At 44.0% G+C, this 19,428-nt stretch carries 16 protein-coding genes and 2 tRNA genes; 7 read left to right on the top strand and 11 right to left on the bottom strand.

What is annotated here, in order from left to right; genetic code table 11:
- Nucleotides 1-54 precede the first annotated feature (54 nt).
- Nucleotides 55-639 carry a TetR/AcrR family transcriptional regulator gene (locus tag MYF79_RS02990; protein ID WP_247812491.1) on the top strand — a complete coding sequence of 195 codons (585 nt, stop codon included), beginning with the start codon at nucleotides 55-57 and terminating at the stop codon, nucleotides 637-639.
- A 176-nt stretch (nucleotides 640-815) separates the two neighbouring features.
- Here MYF79_RS02990 and MYF79_RS02985 read toward each other — a convergent pair whose 3' ends face one another.
- The 8 genes from MYF79_RS02985 to MYF79_RS02950 all read right to left on the bottom strand — a co-directional run bounded on the left by MYF79_RS02985 (nucleotide 816) and on the right by MYF79_RS02950 (nucleotide 6,661).
- Nucleotides 816-1,652 (bottom strand): helix-turn-helix transcriptional regulator, encoded by an 837-nt coding sequence (locus tag MYF79_RS02985; protein WP_247812490.1) that lies wholly within the window; start codon nucleotides 1,650-1,652, stop codon nucleotides 816-818.
- Nucleotides 1,653-1,683: 31 nt separating this feature from the next.
- Nucleotides 1,684-1,857 carry a hypothetical protein gene (locus MYF79_RS02980; RefSeq protein WP_247812489.1) on the bottom strand — a complete coding sequence of 58 codons (174 nt, stop codon included), beginning with the start codon at nucleotides 1,855-1,857 and terminating at the stop codon, nucleotides 1,684-1,686.
- Nucleotides 1,858-2,036: 179 nt separating this feature from the next.
- The gene (locus tag MYF79_RS02975; RefSeq protein WP_247812488.1) at nucleotides 2,037-4,226 is read right to left on the bottom strand and encodes a response regulator; all 2,190 of its coding nucleotides are present in this window, start codon (nucleotides 4,224-4,226) and stop codon (nucleotides 2,037-2,039) included.
- 100 nt (nucleotides 4,227-4,326) lie between these two features.
- Nucleotides 4,327-5,022: a LytR/AlgR family response regulator transcription factor gene (locus MYF79_RS02970; protein ID WP_247812487.1), complete on the bottom strand. Its 696-nt coding sequence runs from the start codon at nucleotides 5,020-5,022 to the stop codon at nucleotides 4,327-4,329.
- A 668-nt stretch (nucleotides 5,023-5,690) separates the two neighbouring features.
- Entirely contained in the window at nucleotides 5,691-5,888 is a 198-nt protein-coding gene (locus MYF79_RS02965; RefSeq protein WP_247812486.1) for a hypothetical protein, read from the bottom strand.
- An 11-nt stretch (nucleotides 5,889-5,899) separates the two neighbouring features.
- Nucleotides 5,900-6,385 (bottom strand): ribonuclease H-like YkuK family protein, encoded by a 486-nt coding sequence (locus MYF79_RS02960; protein WP_247812485.1) that lies wholly within the window; start codon nucleotides 6,383-6,385, stop codon nucleotides 5,900-5,902.
- 45 nt (nucleotides 6,386-6,430) lie between these two features.
- Nucleotides 6,431-6,507: transfer RNA gene (locus tag MYF79_RS02955), tRNA-OTHER, on the bottom strand.
- Between the two features lie 81 nt (nucleotides 6,508-6,588).
- Nucleotides 6,589-6,661: transfer RNA gene (locus MYF79_RS02950), tRNA-Ile, on the bottom strand.
- A gap of 503 nt (nucleotides 6,662-7,164) precedes the next feature.
- On the opposite strand from MYF79_RS02950, the gene MYF79_RS02945 reads away from it, so the two are divergent.
- From MYF79_RS02945 to MYF79_RS02935, 3 genes are read left to right on the top strand one after another with little or no spacing between them, the layout of a single operon-like run.
- Nucleotides 7,165-7,923, top strand: coding sequence for a nucleotidyltransferase domain-containing protein (locus tag MYF79_RS02945; protein ID WP_247812484.1), 759 nt, complete (start codon nucleotides 7,165-7,167; stop codon nucleotides 7,921-7,923).
- Nucleotides 7,920-8,996, top strand: a complete 1,077-nt coding sequence (locus MYF79_RS02940) for a DNA polymerase beta superfamily protein (protein ID WP_247812483.1) — start codon at nucleotides 7,920-7,922, stop codon at nucleotides 8,994-8,996. The genes MYF79_RS02945 and MYF79_RS02940 overlap by 4 nt, the downstream gene beginning before the upstream one ends.
- On the top strand, nucleotides 8,993-9,706 hold the full coding sequence (locus MYF79_RS02935; RefSeq protein WP_247812482.1) for a phytanoyl-CoA dioxygenase family protein: 714 nt from the start codon (nucleotides 8,993-8,995) through the stop codon (nucleotides 9,704-9,706). The genes MYF79_RS02940 and MYF79_RS02935 overlap by 4 nt, the downstream gene beginning before the upstream one ends.
- Here the strand turns inward: MYF79_RS02935 and MYF79_RS02930 are convergent, their stop codons facing one another.
- From MYF79_RS02930 to MYF79_RS02920, 3 genes are all read right to left on the bottom strand, one after another.
- Nucleotides 9,707-10,984, bottom strand: coding sequence for a DUF5690 family protein (locus tag MYF79_RS02930; protein WP_247812481.1), 1,278 nt, complete (start codon nucleotides 10,982-10,984; stop codon nucleotides 9,707-9,709).
- Nucleotides 10,985-11,019: 35 nt separating this feature from the next.
- Complete coding sequence (locus MYF79_RS02925) at nucleotides 11,020-11,538, bottom strand: hypothetical protein (protein WP_247812480.1); 519 nt, start codon at nucleotides 11,536-11,538, stop codon at nucleotides 11,020-11,022.
- 81 nt (nucleotides 11,539-11,619) lie between these two features.
- Nucleotides 11,620-12,726, bottom strand: a complete 1,107-nt coding sequence (locus MYF79_RS02920) for a slipin family protein (RefSeq protein ID WP_247812479.1) — start codon at nucleotides 12,724-12,726, stop codon at nucleotides 11,620-11,622.
- Between the two features lie 664 nt (nucleotides 12,727-13,390).
- Here MYF79_RS02920 and MYF79_RS02915 point away from each other — a divergent pair.
- The 3 genes from MYF79_RS02915 (at nucleotide 13,391) to MYF79_RS02905 (ending at nucleotide 19,420) form a co-directional block, all read left to right on the top strand.
- Nucleotides 13,391-14,431, top strand: a complete 1,041-nt coding sequence (locus MYF79_RS02915) for a helix-turn-helix transcriptional regulator (protein WP_247812478.1) — start codon at nucleotides 13,391-13,393, stop codon at nucleotides 14,429-14,431.
- Nucleotides 14,428-16,032, top strand: a complete 1,605-nt coding sequence (locus MYF79_RS02910) for a DUF6377 domain-containing protein (protein WP_247812477.1) — start codon at nucleotides 14,428-14,430, stop codon at nucleotides 16,030-16,032. The genes MYF79_RS02915 and MYF79_RS02910 overlap by 4 nt, the downstream gene beginning before the upstream one ends.
- 433 nt (nucleotides 16,033-16,465) lie before the next feature.
- On the top strand, nucleotides 16,466-19,420 hold the full coding sequence (locus MYF79_RS02905; RefSeq protein ID WP_247812476.1) for a SusC/RagA family TonB-linked outer membrane protein: 2,955 nt from the start codon (nucleotides 16,466-16,468) through the stop codon (nucleotides 19,418-19,420).
- Nucleotides 19,421-19,428 lie beyond the last annotated feature (8 nt).

Below are 19,428 nucleotides of genomic sequence, written 5' to 3'. Positions count from 1 at the left end.
CAGCTTCGCCTTGCAGTTATTTTTAATAACTTTGGAACGATAATTCCAATAAAAATGCCGAAAGCAAAACGATTTGATGAATTGGAAGTGCTAAGGAAGGCCGAGCGAGTATTCAATGAAAAAGGATATAATGGCACTTCCATGGACGATCTCGTTCAGGCAACGGGACTAAGCCGTAGTAGCATTTATGATACCTTTGGTGATAAACATGGATTATTCCTGAAGGCACTTGGAAATTACCAGGATGCCCAGAATAATGCTATGGAAGAACTGCTGTCTAAAACTAACAGCTATAAAAAGAAGATCCGCACAGTATTCGATTATATGATAAACGATATTGTAACAGATAAAGCGCGGAAAGGCTGTATGATGGTAAATGCCAATATGGAATTGAACTCCGTGGATAAAGAAGTGGCTCAGATGGCCTTAACCACCATGGAGGATATGGAACAGCAGTTCTATATGTGGATAAAGGAAGGGCAGGCTACCGGTGAGATCTCAAAGAAGTTTCCGGCCAAAGCCCTGGCCAGGAATCTGTACAATAATATCATGGGCCTTCGTGTAACAGGGCGCAACCGCCCTGATTATGATGCTCTCCGTGAAATGATAAAAATTACCTTGTCTTTACTGGATCAATAATATCATTCTCAGTTATCTTCTCAATGGAGTTTCGGTAGAGGAACATTGTATCATGTTCGATGTAAGTTGCATTGACTTACAAGTTAGATCCTGGTCCTATCCTGGATTGAACCAACTGCACCATGCTGAAAAAGGAAGGGGCACTCCAGCCACAGCGCCGTCATGCCCCCACTCTGTTACACAGCTAATACTCTCTCCTGTCGTTTCTTAAAGTCCGTAAAATTGTATCCCGTCTCCTTCTTAAATAATTTGCTGAAATAACAGATGTCCGTGAAACCCAGGTCCCACGCAACCTCTTTCATGCTGCTATCTGAATAGGCAGCATACCTTTTGGCTTCCAGTATAACACGTTGCCGGATATGGTGACCTGCAGTATATCCTGTGGTCTTTTTTATAGCCTCGTTCAGGTAACTGGGAGTAACGCACATGATATCTGCAAATTCAGATACCTTCTTATGCGCCTTGAAATGCTGATCGACCAATTGAATGAAGCGTTTTGCCTGCCTGATATTGTGATTCTGCTGATTAGCGGATGGTTCCGTACGTGATTGCCTGGACATGTGAATGAACAGGATATTCAGGTACCGGCTTAATATATCTGAGCTGTAGATCTGTTTTTGTGAATATTCCTGGATCAGCTTATCCATGATTGTTTTCATCTCATGGCGGATCTCCTCACTATAGCTGACATTTTTCGACTGGATCAATACCAGGAGCAGGTCCGCATGATAAACGGAATTATACTCCTGTAGAAACAGCTCATTAAAGCGGATGATGTATCCCTGAGCATCTTCGTCCGCAATAAACTGATGTAATTGATTGGGCATGATGCCGAATACCTGGTCTACCTTGGGAGAATAAGTTTGCATGTCGACCTTCAGTGTGCATTCCCCGGAAACTGCCCAGATGATCTCAATGAGATCATGTGTGTGAGGCGCTTTATTATTGAATTGGTTATTGTGTGCAACCTGGTCAAAAGTATGGATCTCAAAAAATGGCTTGCTGGTATTCATAACATCGATATTTAAGCGTTAGGAGGAAGGTTTATGCAATAATGGGTTTGATCGCCATAGCGTATTTACAGGTGCTGTAATTTGGCATAGCCAGTAAGTCCAGTATACTTTTTATCATCGATAAAAATGATGGACGCTGCATAGCGGGGGCAAATGGCTCACCCTGCTTGTAATTGATGATTGTGTTGAATATAGGACGTAGCATAACTGGTTGATTTAAAGTCTGCGAAATGGATCTGTTGTTCTTGCTGTTATAAAACTACCTCAATTGAAAGGTGAGAAGACGTGTTGTTCGCCAAACAGGCAAAAACTGTCGCTATGAGGGGGATACTTAAACAAAAAAAGAGCAGTCCATGACTGCTCCTTTAAATAACCGGGTTAACATTACGCCTGTGAGAAAAAATCTTCCGCCTCCCGGAGGGCGTTGTTGGTAAATGATTTCAGCATATCTATATGTATCAATAAAGGAGGAGCGATCTCTGTTGCGGATTCCAGTTCATCCAGCGTTGGGAATAAGCGCTCCGTAAGTCCCATAATCGATATCGTGGTCTTCATATTATGAGCAGTACTTCTTAATGTTTTTATGTCGTTGTTATGAAAAGCAGATTCAAGCAGGGAAATTTCCTGGGGCATTGCATCAATGAACTGCCTGGTTACTTTTTTCTCATACACTTTATTTCCACGACTGATCTCCTTCATGTAGTCCAGGTTAATATACTGGTAGTCCGGAGTAGCTGCTTTGGCCTGTGCATATTGCGGCTTAAGCGTAGAAATAGAAGCAAACCGGTTGATCAGCTGATAGAGTTCCTTTTCATTGATCGGCTTCGAAATATATTCGTTCATGCCATTACTGAGGCATTTTTCCCTTTCTCCGGCCAGTGCATGGGCTGTCATGGCAACTATAGGAACATCCAGTTGCAGTTCTCTCCGGATGAGACGGGTGGCAGTATATCCGTCCATCTCCGGCATCTGGATATCCATCAATATGAGGTCATATTGCGCTTTTTTCAGGTAATCGATGGCCTCGGTTCCGTTGCTTGCCATATCGAAAGACAGGTCCCATTCTGTAAGAAGATGCCTCATCAGGCTGCGGTTCATGTCATTATCATCTACCACTAATATTTTTACGGAGCGGTTTGCAGTGATCTTAAACTGACTGATGTCTACCGTCTCTGGTATTGGCACCTGCTTGGACGCAATTGCATATGGAATGAAGAATTTGAAGGTAGTACCTTTTCCCGGTTGACTTTCAACGCTGATGTCCCCTCCCTGCAGCATAACCAGGTCCTTTACAATTGAAAGCCCCAGCCCGGTACCACCGTATTTACGGGTGATAGAATCTTCTGCCTGATGAAAGCGGTCAAATATGGAAGAGAGTTTGGAAGGTTCAATGCCAATCCCGGTATCTGTAATAGTAAATTCCAATTGTATAATGTTACTGTCGCTCTTTTTATTATCTACAGAAATAATAATGCCTCCCTTCTCGGTGAACTTGAGCGCATTCCCTATCAGGTTGACCAGTATCTGCGTCAGACGGGTAGCGTCTCCTATCAGGGTATCTGGTACAGATGATGATATTTCTCCCTGCAGTACCAGCTTCTTTTCTTTTACTTTCTCACTAAATAAGGTCTGGATGGAATGAAGCAGGCCTCTTACACTGAAAGGAGTTGCCTCAATCCTCACCATACCAGCTTCTATTTTCGACAGGTCAAGAATGTCGTTGATGATGGTAAGCAGGTTCTCTCCTGCCTTTTGTATAGAATTAACGAACTCTGTAGAATCTTCGTCAAGCTTCCTGGACCTCAGCAAATTGGTAAATCCCAGTATGGCATTTAGAGGTGTCCTGATCTCATGACTCATATTGGTCATGAAGTTCTCCTTGATCATGGCAATTTCCCGTACTTTCTTTTCCGATCTGTCCAGTTCCAGTATCAGTAGCTGTTGCTGGCGTATCCTTGTCATAACGAACCATAATACTCCTCCGGCGGTCAGTAATATCAGGCAGATGAGGATGATACCCCAGTTTCTCGCCTTACGACTGCTTTCATTGATATTGTCACTGAGAGATGTCATAACAGACTGGCGGCTGTCATAGATCTTCCGGGTGATTGTACTGATCTCATTTGAAATTTCCCTGGCACGTGGATTGGCGATCAGACTGGTGTCGTCCATTTTCCCTGTCCGGAAAAACTCGTGCATCAATTGGTTCTTGTTATGGAGCTTCTGGCCGGCCAGGTATTCCAACCTTTTAATATACATTGCAGCGCTGTCGTCCCTGTTTATCTGCTTCAGGGTATCGACGAAGGCTTCCACTTCGGCAATTTTTGCATCCACCCCTTCTATATGGGAAGTGTCGTCAGTAGCAATAGCGGCACGGATACGGCTTTCCACCCATATGATATCCCGCTCCAGTTCACGTAATTTATTGCCTGTCTGCAGTTCCTTGAGTAGCTTTTGGTTGCCCTTGATCAGCTGATCAATGTTCCTGGAAGAATTGTATTGCACGAATGCCAGCACGAGGGTACCGGCGATGAAGGCAATCAGGATCAGGTATGTAAAGCGATTGTTGTTCATTATCAATCAATAAAAGTCTTTTACCGCCGTCACATCCGTCGATCACTTTCGCCGGAAAGGCAAAAACAATAGCCGGATGCCCCTTAAAGGAGGTAGCGGATCAGAGCACGTTCATCCGCTTGTTGAGTATTTTGCGATAGGCGTCAGCCACCGGAAGCGACTTGTCGCCAATCAATACAGCTCCGTCCTGCAGGGTATCTATTTTGTCGATCGCCACCATATAGGATCGGTGAATCCTCAGAAAACGGGCGGCAGGCAAGCGCTCTTCCAGCACCCGCAGGGAAACGTGGATGGCAAAAAACTTCTTTGCGGTAAATATCTTTACGTAGTCCCCCATAGCCTCGGCATATAGTATTTCTTCCAGCTTCAGCCTTCTTACAATATTAGAGTCCCTGATAAATATGAATTCATCGTTTTCCCAGCGCATCTCTTCTTTGTTGCTGTCCAGGATCTGACGGACCTTTTCTATGGCCTGAATGAATCTGCCGGGAGTAATTGGCTTTACCAGATAATCTGCCACATTCAGCTCGAAGGCTTCTACGGCATATTCCTTCTTCGAAGTGGTAAAAATGATGACAGGCCTTTTATTGCCAAGGTTTTTTATTAATTCAAGTCCTGACATTCCAGGCATTTCAATATCCAGTAACAGCAGATCTACGGGGTTGTCCTGGAGATAATTATAAGCTTCAAGCGCACTTCCACATTCACAGGCAACAACAACGCCTTTGATCTGGCTGGTCAACTCCAGAAGTGTGCTACGTGCAATGGCATTGTCGTCAATAATAAGTGTGATCATATAGGTTGATAAAGCTATTTTTTGTGGAGCAACGGCCTTAATTCCGTGCCAATTGATAATTTGTTGATTATTAATTAAGTATGGTTTTTTGGCCAAAACCAGATAACGATATTTCGTCAATTCGCTAAACTAACAGCCATTTTACTGTTTATTATAGTTGTTGGTCAGTGACTTGTTGCAACGCTGGTCCGTATTCTTTTTAAGGCTACAAATTTGAACACCAAACTAATGTCTTCCCGGGAAACATTCCGTTAATTTTTTACTCTTCGTTAGTGATGAGACCATTTCGGTAAAGGATAAAGAGAACACGCTTAAATGTGCTACAATATAAGCTAAAGGAAGCATTCCTTTTAATGATATTGTTATATGTCGGCAATCTGCCGGCGGAGGAAGAAATAGCGTTCTTTTCCGGCAGCCATTACGGTTGAATGCAGCGTACGGAAAAAGAGCTCATTAGGTTGTCAGGGATGCATAAGATTTCATGATATGGTGTAGGCTCCTTTAGTATTATAGGAGTTCCAGTCAAATGAGGGGAATGGGCCGGCTGCATTATCCTGGTGCAAGTAATGGGTATTAAAAGAATGAATTGAAAAAAGGCGTTATTGCCAATGCATGGAAAGCCCAGGGTATGATTAGAGGATATTGTTCATTGCATTGAACAATATCCTCTAATCATCCCTTTCAATTTCAGGCAAGGCCCTTACTCCCGTCATGATCGTCACGCCGGCATTATCAACAAGACCTGCACCCCGGTACATTCTTGTTGCGACCATCACAGTTTCTTGAAAACCGGAGATGAGTGCTGTGTTGGCAATATTGTTGTCTCTTGTCAGTTCAGTGGCCCGGAGGCTGTTTACATAAACCATACAATAAAATTTTAATGAACTATTTTATTCGCGCAGGAAGTACTCGCAAAGGCGTATGGCTTTGCCCGGAAGGTGAAGCCCATACCCATGATGTACCCCATTGCTTCTTTCAATGCATCGTTACTCCTGAAGTTTGGATTGGTGTTGATATCTGCATGCACTTCCATATCCACATTGTACCTGGTAAAGATGTTACACAGTGAATAGGCAACGTCAATGCTTCTGCCCACTTCTTCGAGCATCCGTTCTTTGATACTCATTTTTCTTAGCGTGCTGTCAGCATGGATGTACATGAAACCGCCCTTACCTTTCCGGATAAAAACGATTACTGTTGCGAATTCCGTAATGCGGCCCTTCACCTGGCTGTCGGTACCTATACATACTTTCAGGTCATTACCTGCTTCTCTTTCTGCTGCGAGAATATTGCTGATCTCTTCCGCTATCGGCATGTTGATCTGTTCACCATTCAACCGTCTCCATTTGTTGATCTGTTGCATTGTTATGTCATATTTATACTGATACCATTTACTTAAAATAATTTGTGATGCCAGGGGGAGTCGAACCCTCCAACTCCCGGTCCTGTGAGGGCCCGGGCATTTTGCCGTTAAACTAAAGCATCATTGTTTCCGGGCTCAGATTCGAACTGAGAACATCACAGTCAAAGTGTGATATGTTGACCATTACACTACCTGGAAAATTGTTGGCCTGACCGGATTTGAACCGGTAACCTGCTGCGTATAAGGCAGTTGCTCTCACCATTGAGCTACAGGCCAATATGGGCAACAAACAATAAAAAACCCGGTCGTGATAAACGACCGGGTTTATATGTAACTGATATAAGCGTACGCTAAATCAGACTATCATCTGGTCGTTGAAAAATGGGGTATAGATCATTACCTGCATGCATCCATGCATAGCTATGACCTGCACACGGTAAGCGTCGTGTGCTGATCTGTTTAAATCCTATGTGTGATATTCGTATCTGCATAGCTTGAATTCAGGTAAAAGAAAAAGCCCCGCAAGCAATTGCGGGGCCTGTGTTATATTGAATCAGTTATTATCAACTATCCTTTAGCATAACATGCCCCGCAAGTATCATTGCCACCTATCTGGCAATAGAAACTTCCTGGTTTTAAATGTAGCTGTATGCGTGACATGATATTGTTTGTGTTTTATTTTAATGGTGCAAAGATCAAACTATTTTTCTGATAATAACAAATTCTGAAATAAATATTTTTGTGAATTTTATATCTTGTTGAGTTATAACCCTGTTATCATGCATGATATTATAGTAGAGAAACTGCTGACGATAGAGCGGGAAAGAAATGTGAAAATACTCTATGCCTGTGAGTCCGGAAGCCGCGCCTGGGGCTTTGCATCGCCCGACAGCGATTACGATGTAAGATTCATTTACGCCCAACCTGCTGATGATTATCTTAGTATCGAAGAGAGAAAAGATGTAATTGAATTACCGGTAAATGAAGTCTTGGATATTGGCGGATGGAATATACGAAAAGTATTGCAGCTTTTTCTGAAATCGAATCCTCCCCTATACGAATGGCTGCAGTCACCGATTGTTTATAAAGAACAAGGTGCTTTTAAAGGGGAGTTGTTGCAACTAAGCGGGAAATATTTTTCCGGGCGTGCCGGCTGTCATCACTATATTTCGATGACAAGGAATACCTTTGAACATGATTTGCAGGGCGCGCAGGTAAGGATCAAGAAATACTTCTATGCACTGAGGCCAGTATTGGCAGCCCTATGGATCATTGAGAAAAAAACAGTACCGCCAATCACATTTAATGAGTTGAGGACGCTCGTTGAAGATAAGGCCTGGAATGACGCTACGGACGACCTGCTGGAGCGCAAGAAAGTATCTGATGAAAAAACAATGATTACACCGGTGCCATTGCTGCAGGATTGGATTGAAAAAATGATCACGTACTGTAAACAACAGGCATCATTGCTACCGGCTGTGCAACACAACACCACTGAACTGAATATACTGTTCAGAAAATATATCAATGCTCAATGACTTTAGAAGAATTGCAATCCGATACCAGGCACCTGCTGTTGAAATGTATCAGCGGTAGCAGGGCGCAGCAATTACACTCCCCTACATCCGATACAGATATCAAAGGGATCTTTGTACTGCCGTCAGGGGAATTGTATGGGTTGACCTATACCCCGCAAATTTCGAACAGCACAAATGATGAGGTCTATTTTGAAATAGGCCGGTTTATAGATCTGTTGAGTAAGAATAATCCTAATATTATTGAACTCTTAAGCACACCGCCCGATTGTGTGTTGTTCCGTCATCCCTTGATGGAGCAGATAAGGCCGGATGACTTCCTGTCGAAGTTATGTAAAGATACATTCGCCGGTTACGCAGCGTCGCAAATAAAAAAGGCCAGAGGTCTGAATAAGAAGATCCATCGTCCATTGGATGAAAAGCGTAAATCAGTACTGGACTTCTGTTATGTCATTGCGGGTAATGGCAGTATTCCCCTTCAACATTGGCTGGATACTCAAGGGTATTCACAAAAAGATTGTGGCCTGACCCAGGTGCCTCATTTCCGGGATGTTTATCTCTTGTTCCATCAGCATCAGATAAGCGATAACACATTCCTGAAAGGTATTGTATCCGGAGAAGCAGCCAACGATGTACAACTAAGTTCAATTCCTGCCGGCATCTCTCACCTGGCTGTCATGAATTTCAATAAGGACGGTTATTCCGTCTATTGCCGGGAGTATCTCGAGTACTGGGAGTGGGTGGAAAAACGTAATGACACCAGATACCAGAACACCTTAACCCATGGTAAGAACTACGATGCAAAAAACATGATGCATACCTTTCGCCTGTTAAGTATGGCAGAGGAGATAGCGGTTGAGCGTAAAGTTATTGTGCAAAGAAAGGACAGAGAGTTTTTGCTGAAAATAAAAAGCGGAGCGTTTGAATATGATGACCTGTTGAAGATGGTAGATGAAAAGCTGGACAGGATGGATGAGCTATATGAACGTTCCGGCCTGCCGGAATCACCGGATTTAAGTAAAGCAGAAGCTATTCTTGTTAATATAAGGGAACAGTTTTACAAACAGCATATATGAGCGGGAGAACATATCAGCAGGAAATGGCTGCGAATGGATTTGCTGTGATAGAGAATGTTTTTACTGATAAGGAAATAGATATACTGATCGGGATTATTGAACGGGCTGACAGCTCTAATGAAACCTTTCGCAAAACGAAAGATCTGTTTGCTATCAGGCAGTTTCTCAAGGAAGTGCCTGACGCAGCGCATGCAATCTTTACACCAGGATTGAATGCGGTGGTGAAGGAGCTTTTCGGGACGGGTTATCAGGTGGTGAAATCTATCTATTTTGATAAACCTGGCGATTCGAACTGGTTCGTGTCCTATCACCAGGATCTCACTATTTCAGTAAAGGAGAAAGCGGATCTTCCAGGATTCGGTCCGTGGACGGTGAAACAACAACAATATGCCGTACAGCCACCACTGACGATATTGGAAAGTAATTTTACCATCCGTATCCACCTGGATGATACGGATGAACAAAACGGCGCCTTAAGGGTGGTTCCGGGTTCGCATAACAAAGGTATTTATCGTCCGGAGACGATAGATTGGGACAAAGAAACGGAAGTATCGTGCAAGGTGCGTAAAGGAGGTATGATGATCATGCGTCCGCTGCTTTTGCATGCCTCCAGCAGAACAACCAACAGTAACAAACGCAGGGTGATCCACATTGAATTCAGCAACCAGGAATTGCCCGCACCCTTACAATGGTCAGAATTGATGCAATAGCTAAACCTTTACCTCAGATCTGTATTGCCTTATAAAATAAATGATACTGATAATAGTGCCGATAATACCGGCGCATCCCGTTATCAGCACCAGTTGTGTATAGAACTGTAACCAGTTGGCCTGAATGCGGAACAGGGATTTCGTTAGTAATACGCCTACACTTCCCAGGTAACCGAAGGAATCTGCCAGGTAAATGAGGAAGCCGACATTGCCGGAAAAGCGGAAAGTGGCGATAAAACGGTCAAACAATATACTGTTGAATGGTATGTAAACCATGAACAAGCCCAGTCCCACGAATATCATCCACAGGTATAATGACAACCCGGATTGAAGGTAGAGCACAGTTGCTACAAGAGAAATGATAAAGCCCAGCAACATGATGACCTGCGTCAGGATGAAGGCCCTGTAATTGTTCTGAAGGAATATCATGCCTGCAATCATGACCAGTATGATCAGGGAAATGATAGTCTCAGTGCGGGTAAATACGCTGGCGTCGAAGGGCTCGCCGGAGGCTCGCCACATATCGGCCATAAAGCTATCCCTTACTTCTCTTAGTATGGTTACAAGAATGTAGATAATGACAAGCATTACCAGGCCGGGTAGGAACCGGGCTAAGAGCTTTTTCCTTTCTTCGGCAGACATGGGTAGGCGGTGCATACGTAATGCTTTGTCTTCCGCGTCGGGTGCTGGAATCTTTTCCAGCAGATATACGAATAATAATAAGGGTAGGATAAACAGGGCGCCGACTACAAATGGCATCCGGAATTCATTTACTTCCAGCGATTGCATGACCCATTGTGCAGTAAATTTGGCTAACCCCGAGGCAAAGATAAAACTGACGGCCAAGGCTGCGCTGATGAGATCTGTTGTACGCCGGCCTTCAACATAAGAAAACACAATGCCCCATATCATACCAAGTGGGAATCCATTGAAGAAGAGGCACCAGGCATTGTAAGGAGGAGGTATTAGTGCAAACAGCAGCCATGCCATCCAGGATAATGCTACTAATAGCAGTATCAGCCGGCCCCTTCCCACCCTTTTCATTTCTGAAATAAATCGTATGCCATAGAACTTACTGCTCATATATCCCAATACCTGGGTAATGACCAGTACGATCTTATAATCCAGCCCCAAAATGGTATATCCTGCATAGGCCGCTACATTGAAGGCTTTTCGGAAAGCAAATATACAGGTGTATGCAGCAAAGGTGATCAGTGCAGAAAAGAGGGCTACGCTGAGTTGACGGGAAGAGAAACGATTGGATATTGGCTGATGCAAATGAACAGGTTGATGGTACCTGTTAAAAATAGTAATTAATTGCGCTCGAGGAACAATGCTTTTTCCTGGATCTTTATTTGTTTGCGAAACGAGGATTTGTAAGGACCGGACACGATATCTCCTTTAATAGTTACGAGGTAACGTTTGGTATGCGTGTGGCTGGTATTGAAGGTGAAGGTAAAATGCTGATCTTCGGTCAATGGCTGCAGCATTTTGGCTTTACAGGGCAGTTGCTCGTAAGAGGTCGCCTTACACTGACGCACATCATTTCTGACAGCCACGGGCAAGAGTGGAGTGGCATTGGCCGGGGAAAGATTTATTTCAAGGTTATGAAGGTATACAGTATCCCTGATATCCTCAAAGCTGAGCACCACATTCAGTTCGTTATCGCCGTTGATAAGAATTTCGGGCACGGCTGAGAGGTAGGGGCTAATGGAAGTATAAGCAGCTGCACGGTCATATAGCACAACTGTATCCAGTTTGTATGAAAAGAGGAAGAAGCCGCAAATAGCGGCAGCGGTTACAATAAAGATGGTGATGCTGTATTTAAGCATGCGTTAAAAATAGGTCGCATGGGGAAGAAAGAGAATCCCTGAAAACAGGGGTTTTATAAAAGAAGAAGGGATGACCTTTTATCATCCCTTCTTGGCCGGTACGAATATTTGCTTTAGCTGTCCTACTATGTCTCCACCTCCGCTTAGCGTAATGTTGCTGATCTTATCTGCGATCTTTTCCACATATTCCATCTCCTTCAGCTTGAACAGCATTTCATTTTCTTCCATCAGCTTCGCCGTATTCAACAGGCTGCGGGTGCTTGCTGTTTCTTCTCTTCGCATAATGCTATTGGCCTGTGCCTTCTTTTCAGCAATCAATACCTGGTTCATGATCTCCTTCACATCGCCTGGCAGTATGATATCACGGATACCGCAATCCAGCAGCTTAACACCCAGTTGAAGCGCCTTTTCTGTTACAGTATTCATGACCATTGGAGAGATCTCATCTCTTTTATCGAGCAGTTCATCGAGTGTATACACTGCTACCTGTTCCCGAAGGGCCAGCTGCAGCAATACATAGAGTTGCTTGTCATATTCCTTATTTTCCACCAGCTTGTAAATGTCTGCTACATTATAACGTAATGTGAAGTTGATACGGATATTGGCCTTGTCCTTTGTCAGGATTTCCTGTCCGTTGATCTCCATCTGTAACTGGCGGATATCTGTTTTATACACGGTTAATGCAACAGGGTTCTTCCAGAAATAGTGTATACCTGGTTCAAGTGCCTTGTTGAACTTTCCATCCACATACAACAGTCCCTTCTCGTAAGATTCCACTGTGTAGAGCCTTACATAAGGTTGTAATTCTGGTCTTACCAGTATGGCACGTTCTACCTCCTCGGTGATTTCATACTTGGACAGGTCTATATGGGTAACACTATACTCGGCGATCCCTTTCCAGTAAGCGTACTTTCCTGGCGCCAATACGGATCTGAACAAGCCGTTTTCGTACAGCAGAGCGATTTCCTGTTGCTTTACGGTGATCACTTCCAGTGCTTCTGCCAGATCGGTATGCTGTAATAGTATATTCAGGTCCACAGAAGGTTGGAATGGCTTCGTCATATCGTAAACCATCACAAGCTCACCCAACTTCACCCAGTGAGTACCTTCTGCCAGCGTCTTAATGTAGCGATTGTTCCTGAACACCAATGCCTTGCTATATGCAGCTACTTTTGTACGTGATATCATAAAATCTAATGTTTTCAGTTTAGGGATTAGTAATTATGCTTATATATAGACTCCCTGGGGAGCTGTTTGTCTGTAGGGTAGCCACCATTTCTGTTACCTGCGGAAGCGGGCTTGAGTTGTTGTTGGTGAAACATGTTCCCGGCCATAGTGCCTGGTAGGCTAACATGGTACAAGGATACCGGTATAGGGATAAACCAGGCGCCGGCCAGGGAGCAGTTGCACGTTCAACAGCGGTATCTGCCTTTTTCAAGGCGGTTGCAGATGGACCAGAAAGCCTTTTGCTTTCATGCCGGGCTGCTACCCTGTCTTTTTAGAAGCGGCAATTGTTAAAGCAGTTTGCCATCTGCTGAAATTTGGATTTGCAGTCCATGTTGGAACCTTTAAAGGGTTCTAAGTCTATTACTCTACCATCTGAGCTATCCTCTGTTAGAGGAGCGGGATTCGAACCTGCGACACATAGAATCAGGCAGCAACAAACACTTGCAGCAGCAGCATATTACCAGCAATCGCAGGCAATACTATGGGGCCATTCAGAAACCCTCATCCGGTCCGCCGCAGCCTTTTGCAACTGTGTCATCATCGATGACGATACAAAGGTGAAAGTCATGTGCGCACTTTTTTTGCGCATTAGAATATTTTTTTTACTTTTTGAAAAAATATCCTGATGCCCGTTAATAAGAATGCCCTTATCCGTTACAGAACTATTGACTCCTGTCTCCAGAACCGTTTACGGAAATGGACATTACAAGATCTTATTAACGCTGTAGGAGACGCATTATATGAATACGAAGGGGTAGAAAAAGGTATCAGCCGGCGCGCTATTCAGATGGATCTGCAGGCTATGCGGAGCGACAAACTGGGATACAGTGCGCCGATCGTTGTTGTGGACAAGAAATATTACACGTATGAAGATCCGGATTACAGTATCACAAAAATTCCTTTGAACGACTTAGATCTGAGCCGGATGAATGAGGCGGTGGAGGTGCTCAAACAATTCAAGGGATTCTCTCATTTCAGTAGCCTGAACGAAGTTGTACAGAAACTGGAGGACCATGTATATGCTGCCTCCCACAATACGCGGTCAGTTATTGACTTTGAGAAAAATGAGCGGCTGAAGGGGCTGGAGCACCTCGAGCTGTTGTATCAATCCGTCATCCAGAGAAAAGCTGTTAAGATCAGTTATCAGTCTTTCCGTGCGAAGAGTGGCAACACTTTTGAGTACCATGTCTGGTGGTTGAAAGAGTTTAAGAACAGGTGGTTTGCGGTTGGGGTAAAGGGAAAAGGTATGGTGATCACCCACCTGGCCCTCGACAGGATACAGGAACTGGAGCTATTGGACGACACTTTATATATTGAGAATGATAATGTGGAGCCGGCAAGCTATTATAAAGATGTTGTGGGAGTAACAGTATCCACTAACCTTCGGGCTCAGAATGTTAAGATACTTATCAGTCATGAACATGCGCCCTACATTCTTACAAAACCGATGCATCATTCCCAGGAACTTTTAGAGACCCGGGAAGATGGTATTATTATTAACCTGAAGGTCCAACTGAATTTTGAGCTGGAAAGGGAGATCCTTGGGTATGGAGATGGGATGATCGTTTTATCTCCTGCAAGCCTGGCAGCCAGAATGCATAAAAAAATGCAGCAGGGGGTCGTTAATTACAGCGACCCGCTACTATTCCACAAAACTGAAAGATGAAATCGAAGCTTATTTGTTTGTTATTGCTAGTTGCATGTAAAATGTCATTCGCCGGTTCTGGCCGGGATAGTTTATTGAATAAGTTAAACCTGACGATTGAAAACGCACATGTATATGATGCAGAGAAACTGAAACAGATCGACGCCTTGCGACAGGCATTTGCTGCGGCAAAGCGATCGTCCCTGCAGCAGCAGTTTGATATCTGCCAGCAATTATATGAACAGTTCAAGGTTTTTAAATATGATTCAGCTTTCGCTTATGCCCGTAAACTGCAGGAACTGGCGCGTGAAATGAATGACTCAGAGCGGATCAATTATGCCGGCGTTAAACTTGGCTTCGTGTTACTTTCTTCCGGTATGTTCCGGGAGGCAGGCGATTACCTGCTGACCGTAAATGTCAATTCCCTGCCGGATAGTGCCAGGGCGGAATACTACTCGTTAAAGGGACGTTACTACTATGACATGTCCGACTATAGCAGTGATACCTACTTTGCACCTTCCTACACCCGCCAGGGGAATATCTATATTGATTCTGCACTGATGCTATATAAACCACATTCGTTCAATTATGACTATAGCTATGGTTTAATGTATCAGAAGAAACAAATGATGGACAGTGCTAAGTATTATTATACCTTAACTGTCGCCCACGAGGATATCACCACACACCAACAGGCCATTGCTACATCCTCGCTGGGAAATATCTACATAAAGCTAGGCAAGCAGGACAGTGCGATCATCATGATGACAAAGGCGGCCATGGCCGATATCATGTCCTGTACCAAGGAAACAACGGCAATGTTTATCCTGGCGGAACTGCTTTTTAAAGAGCGGGACGTTAAACATGCCTCGCGGTACATAGAGTATGCAGTAGCAGACGCCTCATTCTATGGCGCCCGCTTACGGAAAGTGCAGGTCAGTGCCATTCTGCCCATTATTGAAGTAGAAAAGATCAATACGGTAGAGGCCCAGAAAAAGCTGTTGTTTGTTTATTCGGCGATAGCCACCCTCCTTTTGCTGGCGCTGATCTGGCTGTCTGTGATTATTTACCGGCAGTATAAAAAGCTACAGGCCGCTCAGCAGGTTATTACGGCCGCCCACGCATTGCAACAGGAGATTAACTATAAGTTAATGGAAGCCAACAAAATAAAAGAGGAGTATATTGGTTATTGTTTTCAGATCAATTCATCTTACCTTGATAAGATCAAGAAATTTAAAAAGCTGGCCGATCAGAAATTAACGGATAACAAATATGCAGAGGTCAGGTATCTAGTCAATAATATCGACCTGAAAGAGGAACGTGATGAATTGTTCAGAAATTTTGATCGCATCTTCCTGAAAATATTTCCCAACTTTGTAAGCGTCTTTAACTCATTTTTCAAAGAAGAGGACCGGATCAGATTAAAAGATAACGAACTATTGAACACAGATCTCCGGATTTTCGCCCTGATAAGGATAGGTATCAGTGACAATGTAAAAATTGCCCAGATCCTCGAATATTCAGTGAACACTATTTACACTTATAAAACAAAGATTAAAAACAAAGCAATCATTCCAAAAGAAGAGTTTGAAGAACGGCTAATGGACATCAAAGCCCTTTAAACAGGTCTTAAAATGATAAGAAAACCCGGTTATTATCATTATATATCAATATTGATAATATAATATTAATGAATTGTTAATCAATAAATTACTGCTTATGGAAATGCGTTTTGACCCAATATTTTCTATATAACGATCATATAAATTGTTAACCTGTGTCAGGCAGGTTTACTTTGACTTATCGACCGCATCTATAAACTATCCGTCGCAGAGAGAAACCAGTGAGACCACGTTACGATAATGTCAAAAATCCAGTTATGAAACAAATTTTCAAGGCCCTAATTAGCTAAAGTCAGGACTTATAGTAAGACATTAATCACGTTGTGAAGGCAATCGATGCAGGGTCATTTTATTCCACGTTTGGCAAGCAGCTATGCCTGCCAGACCCATTCATTCAGGCATCAATATTCCACAAACCAATAAAAACTGATCTATGACCAATCTTCTATTTCGCAAGGTGCGTCTGTTATGCTCGTTACTACTGCTAGTAGCAGGTTTAGCCAGCGCACAGACCAAACCCGTGACCGGTAAGATCACGGACGAAAATGGCAACCCTGTTCCTGGCGCCACTGTACAGGTAAAAGGTACAAACACGGGCACTGCGACGACAGCAGACGGCACGTTTAAGTTGAATGTACCGGCAAACGCTACCTCATTAGTGATTTCCTTTGTTGGCTATGTACAACAGGAAATTGCTATTGCCGGTAAGTCAGATTTTTCTATTTCACTGGTGCCAACCAGTACGACCCTCACAGATGTGGTTGTTGTTGGTTATGGCACCACCCGGAAGAAAGACCTGACGGGTTCGGTGGTATCTATCAAATCGGCCGATTTCAACAAAGGTATCGTAACCGCCCCCGATCAGCTGATCCAGGGTAAGGTGGCCGGTCTGATGGTGGTTGCCAACAGTGGTGCCCCAGGTGGCGCCACAACCGTTAGGATAAGGGGTAACTCTTCCGTTAGAACAGGTAACCAGCCACTGTACGTGGTAGACGGTATGCCGTTGGATGGCCGTACCGCTAAACCTTCCGTAAGTGCGAATGGTCTGGGTCAGACACCGGATGCTAACCCGCTGAACTTTATCAATTCTTTCGACATCCTTTCCATGGATGTATTGAAAGACGCGTCTGCTACTGCTATTTATGGTGCAAGGGGCGCTAACGGTGTAGTGATCATTACCACTAAGAAAGGGGCTGTAGGAACTCCCCGCCTGGATGTAAACTATTCCGCCGGGATGAGTAAAATCCTGAAAAAACTGGACGTCCTGGATGCCAATGGTTACAGAAATGCGCTCAAACAGTACAATCTGGCCGGTGGCGACGAAGGTTCAAGCGTAGATGCCATGGAGAGCATCCTTCGTACAGGCGTTACGCACAACGTAAACGTCGGTATCAGCGGTGGTGGTGAATCCGGTGTTTACAGGGCCTCTTTTGGTATGCTCGACCAACAGGGCATCGTAAAAAAGACCGGATTGAAGAAATACACAGCTAACCTGAATGGTCAATATAAACTGCTTGATAGTAAAAGATTGGGGGTAGATTATTATATCCAGGCTGCCCATACTACTGAACAGATTGCTCCTATTACCAGCAATGCCGGTTTTACTGGTAGTTTAATCGGTCAGGCGCTGCAATGGAATCCCACCCTGGCATTACGCAAGCCAAATGGGTCTTTTAATGTGTTAGGCGTTGGTTCTGCCATCAATCCGGAAGCAATGTCTGCAGCATATGATGATAAGGTGAACATTAACAGCATTCTGGCCAATGTTTCCCCTTCCTTCAAGTTTACAGATGAGCTGGAATACCGTTTCACTTACAGTATCAACCACCAGGTGGGTGAAAGGGAAACACAGATCGCGTCCTTTATTAATATAGACCAGGTGTTTGGCAACGGTCAGGCTTACTATGGTAACAATACGCTTACCTCCCAGCTGATGACCCATACCCTGAACTTTAACAAACAGATCACTCCTGCACTCTTCCTCGGCGCCGTGATCGGGTATGAACGCCAGAAATTTGATTACAAAGGCAGATCTGTAGGTGGTCTTGGCTTTACTACGGATGAGCTGAAATATACAGACATTCTTCAGAACCCTACACAGACGAATACATTCCTGAGCTCCTTCCGCAACCCAAAGTCTGAGCTGCAGTCTTATTTTGGCAGGGCGAACCTGAACTTCCTGGACAAATACCTGCTGACTGCTACGTTGAGAGCGGATGGTTCAAGTAAGTTCGGTTCCAACAATAAATATGGTTATTTCCCATCATTTGCTGCTAAATGGAACCTTAGTAACGAGGCTTTCCTTAAAGACAATAAAACGATCAACCAGTTGGCATTACGTGTTGGCTGGGGTATTACAGGTAACCAGGAATTCCCGGCAGGTGCTGCTCAGGAACAATACACGCTTAATTCAAATGGTGGTGCGAGCCTTAGCAATGTGGCAAACCCCAACCTGAAATGGGAAAGCTCCAAACAGCTGAACGCCGGTATTGACTATACTTTCTTTGGCGGCAGACTGTATGGTAGTATAGATTACTTCCATAAAAATACCTCAGACCTGCTCTTCAACTTCCCTGCTATCCAGCCCGCACCAGCTTCCAATTACTGGATCAACCTGCCGGCTAACGTGATTAACAAAGGGGTGGAAATAGTATTAAGAGGCGATGTGGTGTCTACTAAGGACTTTGTCTGGAATCTCGGTGTGAACGCTACCTTCCTGAAAAACAAGCTGGAAAACTACGACGGTCCTCCGGTGCTGACAGGTTCTATCAGCGGACAGGGCGTATCTGATGCATATGCGCAGCGCCTCACCAACAATCAGCCGCTGAACTCTTTCTACCTGAGGAAATTTGAAGGTTTTGACGACAATGGTCAGGGTAAATATACCGACGGAGGTAACAGCCTCTTCTACCTGGGAGACCCTAATCCTAAAACAATGTTGGGTATTATTACTTCCGTAAACTACAAACACTGGTCATTAAACATCAGTATGCACGGCGCTTATGGTTTCGATCTGTATAATAATACCGCCAATACTGTATTACCTATCAACAACCTGGGTTCCAGGAATATTGCTGCTGACCTGGTGGGAACAAAGGAAAGTCTTTCCAACCCTATCACAGTGTCCAGCCGTTATCTTGAAAAAGGCAATTTCATGAAAATGGATAATGCCACTATCAGTTATAGTATCGGGAATATCGGAAAGGTGATCAAGAACGCTTCTGTATATATCACCGGACAAAACCTCTTCATCATCACGAAGTACTCCGGTTTTGATCCTGAAGTAAATACAGATAAGAGTATCAATGGTGTGACCTCTTTGGGTATAGAGTATTCACCTTATCCAACAGCCAGGAACTTTCTGGCCGGCATCAATTTCTCGTTATAATTCACTGA

The organism is Chitinophaga filiformis (assembly GCF_023100805.1).
GTDB lineage: Bacteria > Bacteroidota > Bacteroidia > Chitinophagales > Chitinophagaceae > Chitinophaga > Chitinophaga filiformis_B.
Note: the sequence above shows the minus strand (reverse complement) of the source record. Positions and strands in the feature narration are given on the sequence as shown.